General features: G+C 64.5%; 11 protein-coding genes and 3 tRNA genes. 6 read left to right on the forward strand and 8 right to left on the reverse strand.

Going from position 1 to position 8,640, the window contains the following annotated elements:
• The first annotated feature begins 52 nt into the window (after positions 1-52).
• Positions 53-137, forward strand: a tRNA-Tyr gene (locus VGV07_RS03120).
• Between the two features lie 39 nt (positions 138-176).
• On the opposite strand, the gene VGV07_RS03125 is transcribed toward VGV07_RS03120, so the two are convergent.
• The 5 genes from VGV07_RS03125 to VGV07_RS03145 form a co-directional block, all read right to left on the reverse strand.
• Positions 177-659, reverse strand: coding sequence for an ATP-binding protein (locus tag VGV07_RS03125; RefSeq protein WP_326867233.1), 483 nt, complete (start codon positions 657-659; stop codon positions 177-179).
• A 95-nt stretch (positions 660-754) separates the two neighbouring features.
• On the reverse strand, positions 755-1,819 hold the full coding sequence (locus VGV07_RS03130) for a PAS domain S-box protein (RefSeq protein WP_326867234.1): 1,065 nt from the start codon (positions 1,817-1,819) through the stop codon (positions 755-757).
• 48 nt (positions 1,820-1,867) lie between these two features.
• Positions 1,868-2,629 carry an NAD(P)-dependent oxidoreductase gene (locus tag VGV07_RS03135; protein ID WP_326867235.1) on the reverse strand — a complete coding sequence of 254 codons (762 nt, stop codon included), beginning with the start codon at positions 2,627-2,629 and terminating at the stop codon, positions 1,868-1,870.
• Entirely contained in the window at positions 2,626-3,516 is an 891-nt protein-coding gene (locus VGV07_RS03140; protein WP_326867236.1) for a sugar phosphate isomerase/epimerase, read from the reverse strand. Before VGV07_RS03140 ends, VGV07_RS03135 begins: the two co-directional genes overlap by 4 nt.
• An 80-nt stretch (positions 3,517-3,596) precedes the next feature.
• On the reverse strand, positions 3,597-3,992 hold the full coding sequence (locus VGV07_RS03145) for a hypothetical protein (RefSeq protein ID WP_326867237.1): 396 nt from the start codon (positions 3,990-3,992) through the stop codon (positions 3,597-3,599).
• A 105-nt stretch (positions 3,993-4,097) separates the two neighbouring features.
• On the opposite strand from VGV07_RS03145, the gene VGV07_RS03150 reads away from it, so the two are divergent.
• Positions 4,098-4,171: transfer RNA gene (locus VGV07_RS03150), tRNA-Gly, on the forward strand.
• A gap of 111 nt (positions 4,172-4,282) precedes the next feature.
• Here VGV07_RS03150 and gcvA read toward each other — a convergent pair.
• Positions 4,283-5,176 carry a transcriptional regulator GcvA gene (gene gcvA, locus VGV07_RS03155; protein ID WP_326867238.1) on the reverse strand — a complete coding sequence of 298 codons (894 nt, stop codon included), beginning with the start codon at positions 5,174-5,176 and terminating at the stop codon, positions 4,283-4,285.
• Positions 5,177-5,273: 97 nt separating this feature from the next.
• On the opposite strand from gcvA, the gene VGV07_RS03160 reads away from it, so the two are divergent.
• Positions 5,274-5,441: a hypothetical protein gene (locus tag VGV07_RS03160; protein ID WP_326867239.1), complete on the forward strand. Its 168-nt coding sequence runs from the start codon at positions 5,274-5,276 to the stop codon at positions 5,439-5,441.
• 106 nt (positions 5,442-5,547) lie between these two features.
• On the opposite strand, the gene VGV07_RS03165 is transcribed toward VGV07_RS03160, so the two are convergent.
• A complete protein-coding gene (locus tag VGV07_RS03165; protein ID WP_326867240.1) occupies positions 5,548-5,847 on the reverse strand; it encodes a hypothetical protein in 300 nt (99 codons plus the stop codon).
• 168 nt (positions 5,848-6,015) lie between these two features.
• On the opposite strand from VGV07_RS03165, the gene VGV07_RS03170 reads away from it, so the two are divergent.
• The 3 genes from VGV07_RS03170 to VGV07_RS03180 all read left to right on the forward strand — a co-directional run bounded on the left by VGV07_RS03170 (position 6,016) and on the right by VGV07_RS03180 (position 8,001).
• A tRNA-Trp gene (locus tag VGV07_RS03170) sits at positions 6,016-6,091 on the forward strand.
• Between the two features lie 415 nt (positions 6,092-6,506).
• Positions 6,507-7,454: a hypothetical protein gene (locus VGV07_RS03175; RefSeq protein ID WP_326867241.1), complete on the forward strand. Its 948-nt coding sequence runs from the start codon at positions 6,507-6,509 to the stop codon at positions 7,452-7,454.
• Between the two features lie 253 nt (positions 7,455-7,707).
• Positions 7,708-8,001, forward strand: a complete 294-nt coding sequence (locus VGV07_RS03180) for a hypothetical protein (RefSeq protein WP_326867242.1) — start codon at positions 7,708-7,710, stop codon at positions 7,999-8,001.
• Here the strand turns inward: VGV07_RS03180 and VGV07_RS03185 are convergent.
• Positions 7,971-8,213 (reverse strand): helix-turn-helix domain-containing protein, encoded by a 243-nt coding sequence (locus tag VGV07_RS03185; RefSeq protein WP_414649905.1) that lies wholly within the window; start codon positions 8,211-8,213, stop codon positions 7,971-7,973. The two genes, VGV07_RS03180 and VGV07_RS03185, sit on opposite strands and share 31 nt — an antisense overlap.
• Between the last annotated feature and the right edge of the window lie 427 nt (positions 8,214-8,640).

Raw genomic sequence — 8,640 nt, forward strand, 5'->3', positions numbered from 1 at the left:
GCCCCGACGACGCGCCCGGGGACGGGCGCCGTTCGTTTCTCCGGCTCTGAATGGAGGGGTGGGAGAGTGGTTAAATCCGGCAGACTGTAAATCTGCTCGCTTAGCGTACACTGGTTCGAATCCAGTCCCCTCCACCACCCCTGACATGGCCGGTAGTCTCAGAGCCGACACCCGGCTTACTCGTTGAGCTCGTCGGGCGTTGGGGCCTCGAACAGGCCAATCCACTGTTTGAGCCTCGTCTCGGGGATGTGAAACGTGCCAGCCGGCAGTTCTCTGTTCCGGGCCCTGATGCGCTCGAGCAACAAGTCCTCAGTCGCATCGGCAAAGTGGATCCTGAAGCCGACACCGAGGTCGCGAGCCTTCGCGCGCAGTTCGTCCCGCTCGCGCTTGCTCCAGAAGCCGAAGTCGAGGATCACGTTTACGCCAAGCAACAAAGCCCTCGACGCCGTCTCCCACAGCAGCGACTCGATTGCCCCGTGCCTGGCGTTGTGGATCGCGAGATCGGCGTCATCGCTGTGGTCCTCGACGTCCATTCCGAACAAGCGGACATGCCACTCGTCGACGGTCAGGCGGAGCGCGCTGTGATCAACCTCAAGCTTCCGGGCCAACGTCGTCTTGCCGCTGCCGGGCAGTCCGACCATCAAGTGAAGTGTTGCCATTGCCTCGTCGGTCCCGGTTGCCGCGAAATAAGACGGTACCGTTATCCGAAGCGCAACCGTTCCCCGACGATCACCGGAGGTGCAGGCGGCGCCGCTTAGCCATCGCCGTCCGCGCCAGCTTCTTGCATCAAAACCGAGTTCGCCGGTGCCTCGAGCGTCCAAGTGATGCCCGACCGGGTCCGGCTGGCTCTGGCGCGGCCATTCAGCGCGACCGGCGTTACCCGCTCCAACACCACAGTACCGAAACCCCGGCCGCTTTGCGGCTCCAACTCCAGGGGTTCGTCAAACGCTTCGTCCCAGTTCACCGTCAGTTCGGGCTCAGCGCCCCGGCTCAACGACCACGATACGGTCACCGAACCGCTGCGGCCGGCCAGCACGCCGTATTTGGCTGAGTTGGTGCCCAGCTCGTGAAACGCCATGCCCAGATTCTGCACCGCGTTCGGTGAGACCGACACCAGAGGACCGGATATCGTCACCAGTTGCTCGTGCCCGAACGGCGCCAGTTGCGCGTTGACCAGCTCGGCCAGCGTCGAGCCGGTCCACTCCGAGCGCACCAGCAGGTCGTGCGAGGCCGCGAGGCTGGCGATGCGGGTGCGAATCTTCTGCTGGAATTCGTCGATCGACACTGAACTGAGCCCGGTCTCGCGGATCAGCGACAGGATCACCGCATACTGGTTCTTCACCCGGTGGTTGATTTCGCGCAGCAACACCTGGATCCGCCGCTCGCTCTCTTTGGTCTGGGTAATGTCGCGGGCAATCTTCGATGCCCCCACCACCTCGCCGCGCGGATTGCGGATCGGTGACACGGTCAGCGACACGAACACCGTGCTGCCATCCTTGCGCAGCCGGACCGTCTCATAGCTCTCGACCCGCTCATTGGCGCGGATGCGCCGGATGATGTCGGTTTCCTCGCTCTGCAGATGCGGCGGGATCAGCATGGTGATGGAGCGGCCGATGGCTTCGTCGGCCGAATACCCGAACATCCGCTCGGCTGCCGGATTCCAGTCGGTGATGATGCTGTTCAGATCCTTGGCAATCACCGCATCGAAGGAAGAATCGATAATCGCCGCGAGCCGCGCCTCGATGATGCGCTCACCCTCGTCGAGGTCTACCCGTTCAGCCTGCATATGGTCCCCCAGACACCCCTGAATGAACGACAAGGACGCGCCATGGTTCCGAGCGTCTGGAAGATTCTTCGTGTCCCAGTGCTATTCGGTCAGCAGCTGGTGCGATCGCGGCTGCCAGCCTATGAGTTGGGCGGCTTTCGAAAGGTCGTGTTCCTCTCCGTTCTCGTCGCCAACGATGAACAGCGACTCGTATCCACCCGCGGAGGGTGGCGTCACGGCCTCGAGCGCGCCCAGGTAGGCGTTCGCCATGTCTTCTTCGTCGAGCGGATAGACATAGCTGCCGTCGCCGGCACGCTGCGGGTTGCGGCGCTGTGCCAGGTAGTCAGCCCGCTTGCGCGGTCCGCTGATCCTCAGCCCGATGATGTTCATGCCGAACCAGCGGGCGAAGTAGGCGCAGATTTCCTCGCCCAACCCTTTGCTCAGGCCGTAAACCGACGGCGAGTCGAGTGGCACCTGGTCCTCGCCGGGGTAGTTCGGCCGGCCGCGATAGTGGACACTCATCGAGCTGGTATAGACGCCGCGCTTCACCCCGGCTTCCTGTGCCAGATAAAGGAACAGGTGCAATGCCTTGGTATTCAAGTCGTAGTTGTTCACGATGGTTTCGACATCCTGGTCGGTGACCATGCCGCCCTGGGCGCTGCGCATGGCCAGCCAGACGAAGCCATCGACACCCTGGAGCGCCCGGCGGATCGCATCGGGGTCGAGCACCGAGCCCTGAACATGCTCGACATCGGGGTCGGCGGGTGCTGTGAGGTCGAGCACTCGCAGGCTATGCCTGGCCTTGAGGTAGGGCGTGATCAGCTGGCCGACATGGCCGGCCCCGCCGACGAGCAGCAGCTTCATCGTGCCGCCCCCGGCTTGTCGGCGACATCGAGGATGCGGATGCCGTTCTCTTCGGCGATCCGGTGGAACAGCGCGCCGACCTCGGGGAGCTCCTCGCTCGAGTTGCCCTCGGCGATCAGCGGATAGTCCGGATCGAGCGCTTCGAGCCGATTGAACAGCGTCGGAAAGTCCATGACACCCTTGCCGGGACAGCCATCCTGCAGATGGATCGCCAGCCGGTTCTCAACCCAGATGTCCTTGGCGTGGGCGCTGCAGATGTGGCGGCCGAGCAGATCGAAATGCGCGTTGAGCGCGCCGCCGGTGTCGTAGATCGTCTCGAGCGTGATCCAGTTGGCGGAATCGTAGTCGCAGCGCACCCAAGGCGAATCCACCGCATCGAGGATGCGGGCGGCGATCCCGGGTGTGCGTGGCGTCACCAGCGAGTGCGATTCGAGGCTGAGAAACACGCCGGCGTCCTCGGCCGCCTTGGCGCATTCACGCAGCGAGCGGATCAACTGCTCCTCGGCCTTGGCCGTCCAGTTGTCGGGATGCGGGAACCATGGCCCGTCAGGGTTCATCGATCCGGGACCGGTGTCGATGCCGCGCGCTCCCATCCAGCCGGCGAGCCGCAGCGCCGCCTGCACCACGCGTACCGATAGCGCCCGAGCCGTCTCGTCCGAGGTCACCAGATTCTGCCAGTACCCGGTGGTCTGGAACAGTGCCACGCCCTCGTCGGCCAGCAGCGCCTTGAGGCGTTCGGCATCCTCGCGCCGCGCCGTCAGCGGATCATTGTCGCGAAAGCGCGTGAAGATGCCGGAAAAGCCCGCATCGCGAACCCGTCGGCACATTTCGGGGGTGAGGTCATTCATGTCCGCGGGCAGAAAGCACCCGCTCATACCAAGCCGCATCGTCATCCTCCTCGAGACACGGCATCCATCCGGCGGCAGCGCCCGGAGTCAATCAGACGTTCGCCTGTAGCGCGTGGTCGCTAGCCACACCAGTTCGGCGCCTCGGGCGTCCTCTCCTGAGCCAGCCCTTCGGCGATCATCTGCTCGCCCAGCGACTGTCCGTTCCGTGTCACCGCGGCCAGTTCGGCCCCCTCGGAAGCCGCGATTTCGAATGTCCCGGCATTCAGCAGGTCACGCAGCCGCAGCGCCGATCGCCATGAAAGCTGGCTCGCCTGGGGGCATTCCCCGGTGTAGCGCTCCGGGGAGACGGCGTCGGCCAGGCGGACAACCTTGCCACGCAAATAGAAGCTGTCGCCGGACCACACGCAGGTCAGGTGGGGCAAGGCTTCGCACAGCATGAACCGGGCATCCTCGGCGTAAACCGGGGCAGGGGCCGCCAGCAGCGGCAGCACCAGCAGAGCAATTGCGGCGCGCATACGGCACGCTGACTCCGATCCTGCTCGTGGGCAAGCCACAATGAAGGGAGCAAACGGGCTTGCCAGCATCGCGCCTCAACCACTAAGAAGCGCTGGCGCTCCGGCGCGGGTGTAGCTCAATGGTAGAGCAGAAGCCTTCCAAGCTTATGACGAGGGTTCGATTCCCTTCACCCGCTCCAACGCCCGGTCCGCGGATATGAACCCTCGTTTCGTCGCTGGTCGGAGCCGCCGGCGGCTCCTTCGTGGTTCGATTCCCTTCACCCGCTCCAACACCTGACAGCGCGGTTCTCTCAGCCGATCGGTTTGTTCGCTTCCTCGACCACCCAGTCTCGGAATGCCTTGATCTTGGCGACGTTACGGCGCCCCTCAGGGTAGGCGAGCCAGTAGTTCGTGCCGACATCTATGACGCGTTCGAATGGCTGGATCAGCCGCCCCTCGGCCAACTCGCGCTGGAAGTACTCGGGGGTGAGCAGGGTTACGCCCTGGCCGGCCATCGCCGCGATGGCGTCGAAGGTCTGCATATTCATTGACGGTGTCGTCTGCTGCTTCAGCACATCGTGCGGCAGGCCGTAGGCATCGAGCCAGCGGATCCACCATGGGTCGTCGGAATCGAGCAATGGCAGTTTCAGGATGTCGGCGGGCTCGCGCACGCCGCCGATAGTGGCCGCCAGAGCCGGCGACAACATCGGCGTGAAGCGCACGTCGATCAACTTCACCGCGTTGAGTCCAGGCCAGTTGCCCTTGCCCGCGCGGACGACGACGTCCACTTGCTCGCGCCCGAAGTCCACCATCCGGTCTGTCGTCTCCAGCCGCACCGCGATTTCCGGGTGGCGCAACTGGAAGATGCCCAGCCGTGGCGCCAACCACTGCGCGGCGAATGTGTGCATGGTGTTGACGATCAGCGTGCCGTGCTCACGTTCGCCGAAATCGACGAAAGCGCTTCGCAGGATATCGAAGGCGCGGCTCACCTCCGGCCCGAGCCGCTCACCGGCTTCGGTCAGCACCACTTCACGCGGACGCCGCAGGAACAGGGGCGAGCCCACGCGCTCCTCCAGCAGTTTGATCTGGTAGCTCACCGCGGCCTGGGTCATCCCCAGTTCCTGGGCCGCGCGGGTGAAGCTCAGGTGCCGGGCCGCAGCCTCGAAAACACGGATCGCAGCCAGTGGGGGTAGGTGATCTGACATAAGGCCTCCTTATGTAGGATACTCGAGCTTTGGTTGGAAATCAAAGCGCTGCGAGCGCATCTTCCGGTCAGCACATCAAAACTGACGGAGACGAGAAATGCTCTACCAGGCCCCCAGGTCCCGCGCTGCTCGGCTGCTCGGCTGGGTGAAGCACACCCTGTTGCCGCGCCGGGCGCATCCGATAGCCGATATCCGCGAGCTCAGCCCCTATCTTCGCTCCGATATCGGCGCTGCCGACCACGACTATCCTTTTCACCACCCGTGATGACTTGCTGCGTTTTCGAAGCGGCGCATGAGAAAAGGCCCGGCACTGCTGCCGGGCCTGCAAATTTTGTGCAGCAGACCAACCGGGCGGCGGTGCCGCCGGGCGGTCAGCAGTCGAGCAGGTGGCCCGAGCCCTGGGGTGCGGCGGTACAGTTCCACAGCAGCGGCAGTTTGAGCTTCGTCGCGGTGGTCTCGGTTGCTTCGGCGACGGTGGCCGTAGCCGTTACGACGGTCGCCGGCGTTGCCTTCAGCATCTCGGCGCCTCTTTCCCAGCACTCCTTTTTCAGGGCCGGAAAGATCAGGCAGTTCACTTCCGAATCCGACAGCATCGGAGCGGCAGCGGCGGGCAGGACAGGCACGGCGAAACCCGACGCGGCGAGCGCGGCAACGAGAACGAGTCTCTTCATCTATTTCCCCTGGTTACCTCCAAGCGCGCCCGGCCTTCGGTGAAGCGCCGGGCTGCGCGGCACGAAGCCTAATCCCTGGCCACGGCGCCATGCAATCTTCACGCGAAGGTTGCCCCCTTGCCACTTGCGTCGCCCGAGGCTTTTCAGTAGAGGGAGGGCCGCAGGTTTAGGGGTATAGCTCAGTTGGTAGAGCATCGGTCTCCAAAACCGAGGGTCGAGGGTTCAAGTCCTTCTGCCCCTGCCACCTGCCCAGGCGCCTGAGCGCCGACCAATTCCACAAACTGCCGGCTGAATGTGGCGCGCCCGTTGTCGTCCGCCGATTGATCACAGCATGCCGAAATACATCGCGACCGGTGTCGCCAGCATTGCGGCCACCAGGCTAGCGTACAGCGCCTTGAGCAGGATCGTCTCGAGCATGGAGCCTCGGGGAGAAAGTCAGCGGGCGCGACACAGCTTGCCACCAGAGTCAGCTGCCCGCTGCTTCCTCCCGAAGGCCCTACTCATAAGGTGGCGGGCAGGGCTGCGCATTTAACAATGACATCCTCCCGAGCGACGGGATCACTTTTCGCAAAGCCGCAGCGGGGACACGCGCGGTGAGCCTTGCCGCCTCTGCCGATCTGTCTCAATAAGACGCGTGGAGCCCGCGGGGACGTGACCACATGAAAGTGATGCTCGATCTCGACGATCTCGTCGCGCGCGGCGAACTCACGCAGGCCGAGGCTGATCGGCTCAAGCGCCTGGCCACCGCCGATACCAGTGCTCTGGGCACCAACATCCTGCTGTCGTTCGGCGCCTGCGCCATCGTCATCGGTCTCGGTGCGCTGTTCCCGACAGCAGAGGCCGCCATTGTGCTGGGCGGACTGCTGCTGGCCTTGGGGCTGGTGCTCAGGTTCAACCGTATCGAACGCTGGACGCTGTTCGGCCAGGTGTCGGTCGCCATCGGCGCGCTTGTCCTGTCGGGCGGCGTCTCGATCCTCGCCAACGGTTCTGTCCCGATCAATCTGGCCATCGGGGCAGGGCTGGCAGTGGCGGCTGTGGCGGCGCGCTCGGGGCTGTTGGCGGCGCTGTCGGTGATCATGCTGACGGCAACGGTGGGCGGGGCGACCGCCTACAATGGCAGCTTCTTCTGGCAACCGGCGCTGACTATCGGCATCCTCGCGGTGCTGACGCTCGGGCTCTATCTGCTGTCGCTGCGGCTGCCGCCGGACTATGAGCGGTTGGCGATCATCGCGGCGCGCGTTGCCATCCTGATGCTGAACTGCGGCTTCCTCATCGGCTCGCTGTTCGGCGACGACGCACTGAACCTGCCGCCGCCGGCCTTCAGCGTGGCCTGGGCCCTGGTGCTCATCGTTACCGGCTTCTGGGCGATCCGCGCCAACCGCCGCTGGGTGGTCAATGCCGCCGCCGTGTTCGGGGCGATCCATTTCTTCATCCAGTGGTTCGCTACCTTGGGGCCGTCGCCGCTCTCGATTGTCGGTGGCGGCTTGCTGCTGGTCGGTTTCGGCTTCGCCATTCGGTGGTTCAACCGCATGTCGGGCGCGAAACCGGCACCCGAAGGCTCCGCGTCCATCCCCGATTCCATTGCCAGTCCTGATGGGGCCGGCTGAGCGCTCGCGGCGAATTCGATAGCTGAGTGTCGAGCGAGGGCGTAGGGTGTTGCGGCGCATGAACGCGCCACCAGCGAAAGCGACACCCCGATATGCCCGTCGATCATCCCGACACCGCGCCCGTCGCGGTTCGTCGCATGCCCAGTCGCACCCTCACCGTGGCGCTGAGCTTTTTCATCACTCTCGGTGCGCTGTTCGTCCTGGCGCCGCTGCTGCGCTTCGGCGTGAGCCTCGGCTGACGGAGGCGCACACCATGCCGATTAGGCGAGAAACTTCAGCCGACCCCGCTCCGGGCGTCGGCAACGAAGGCCTGCCGACGCCGTTCGACTACACCGAACCGGCCGATCTCTACTTTCCCGTGCAAGTGGGGCGGAAGGCCGGCCTCGACTACCGTCGCTTCCCCTCTGCCGCCCTGGCGCTGCGCTACGCCATGGAGTCGCTGCTGCCCGGCAAGCTGAGTGCGGCGACGCTGGAGGTCGATGGCGAGCGCTATGACAGCTTCGCGATGCGCCGGCTCTATGCTTCGTCGGAGTTTCCGGCGTCGTGAGGCGGCACGCTGATCCCTTCCTCGAGATAGTCATGCAGCTTGTTGCGCAGCGTCCGGATGCTGATGGCGAGGATGGCGGCGGCGTGGGTGCGGTTACCGTGCGTGGCGCGTAGGGTCGCAAGGATCAACTCGCGTTCGACATCGGCGGCTTGGAGCCCCACCAGTTGCAGCGCTGCGGCAGGATCGGGATGAAGGTCGTAGGCGGTGAGCATCGATGGCCTCGCACTATTCCATGTCGACCGGCAGGGAGAGACTGAGGTCGAAGGCGGCGAGGAATGCGACAATCGCCGCTGCGATCACGATCGCCACCGGCAACCAGTGTCCGAGTTGGGCTCGTGTCATTGCCTGTCGCAGTGCCCCCATTCGCTTCGCCCCAGAATCACGCCGCGGGTCCGTGCTCCGTTGGTAACGGAGGCAAGCTGACGGATGCCTGACAGGCCGTTTGCCGCCTTCGGCAGGTTGACAGCGGCCCGTCATTTGGGCTTGCAATAGCTGGTCCAAGCCATTAGATACCGCTTCCCAAGCCGCCCGGGGTGACTCGCGCGGTTCTTCGTTTTTGGCCTGACGGCCCGACCGAAAGTAGAGCTGATGGCTGCACTGAACCCGCTGAAGTTCCTGCAAGAGGTTCGTCAGGAAGTC

This window comes from Devosia sp., from assembly GCF_035944845.1.
Classification (GTDB): Bacteria; Pseudomonadota; Alphaproteobacteria; order Rhizobiales; family Devosiaceae; genus Devosia_A.

Coding starts and splice junctions, on each gene's coding strand:
- VGV07_RS03125 (WP_326867233.1), bottom strand. CDS start 659: ATGGCAACACTTCACTTGATGGTCGGACTGCCCGGCAGCGGCAAGACG.
- VGV07_RS03135 (WP_326867235.1), bottom strand. CDS start 2,629: ATGAAGCTGCTGCTCGTCGGCGGGGCCGGCCATGTCGGCCAGCTGATC.
- VGV07_RS03140 (WP_326867236.1), bottom strand. CDS start 3,516: ATGCGGCTTGGTATGAGCGGGTGCTTTCTGCCCGCGGACATGAATGAC.
- VGV07_RS03145 (WP_326867237.1), bottom strand. CDS start 3,992: ATGCGCGCCGCAATTGCTCTGCTGGTGCTGCCGCTGCTGGCGGCCCCT.
- gcvA (WP_326867238.1), bottom strand. CDS start 5,176: ATGTCAGATCACCTACCCCCACTGGCTGCGATCCGTGTTTTCGAGGCT.
- VGV07_RS03160 (WP_326867239.1), top strand. CDS start 5,274: ATGCTCTACCAGGCCCCCAGGTCCCGCGCTGCTCGGCTGCTCGGCTGG.
- VGV07_RS03165 (WP_326867240.1), bottom strand. CDS start 5,847: ATGAAGAGACTCGTTCTCGTTGCCGCGCTCGCCGCGTCGGGTTTCGCC.
- VGV07_RS03175 (WP_326867241.1), top strand. CDS start 6,507: ATGAAAGTGATGCTCGATCTCGACGATCTCGTCGCGCGCGGCGAACTC.
- VGV07_RS03180 (WP_326867242.1), top strand. CDS start 7,708: ATGCCGATTAGGCGAGAAACTTCAGCCGACCCCGCTCCGGGCGTCGGC.
- VGV07_RS03185 (WP_414649905.1), bottom strand. CDS start 8,213: ATGCTCACCGCCTACGACCTTCATCCCGATCCTGCCGCAGCGCTGCAA.